The organism is Acidithiobacillus sp. IBUN Pt1247-S3 (assembly GCF_041146875.1).
Lineage (GTDB): Bacteria > Pseudomonadota > Gammaproteobacteria > Acidithiobacillales > Acidithiobacillaceae > Igneacidithiobacillus.
Window position 1 is genome coordinate 1 of the sequence record NZ_JBFRXP010000091.1, and the last position, 326, is coordinate 326.

Consider the following 326-nt stretch of genomic DNA (forward strand, 5'->3'; position numbering starts at 1 on the left):
AGGGTGCCAATGATGGCCATTTCGCCCTGGAGCAAGGGCGGCTATGTCTGCTCCGAGGTCTTTGACCATACCTCGGTGATCCGCTTTATCGAGAAACGCTTTAGTGTCAGTGAACCCAACATCACCCCCTGGCGACGGGCGGTCTGTGGCGATCTGAGTTCGGCCTTTGACTTCTCCCGCCCAGATGATCGCTTCGTCTCCCTGCCCAGTACCAGGAACTACGTCGCCACGGTACATCATGAATCGACCCTAGCGGCGCCAGTGGTACCCGAGGAGCAGCCCGTGGCCATCCATCCCCAGGAGGCCGGACTGCGCCGTCGTCGTCC

The 326-nt window shown here is 61.0% G+C and carries 1 protein-coding gene; it reads left to right on the plus strand.

Features of this window, described 5'->3' with window-relative positions:
• Nucleotides 1–12: 12 nt before the first annotated feature.
• Nucleotides 13–326: alkaline phosphatase family protein (locus AB4090_RS15185; protein ID WP_369574711.1), on the plus strand; the 314-nt coding region annotated here is incomplete at its 3' end.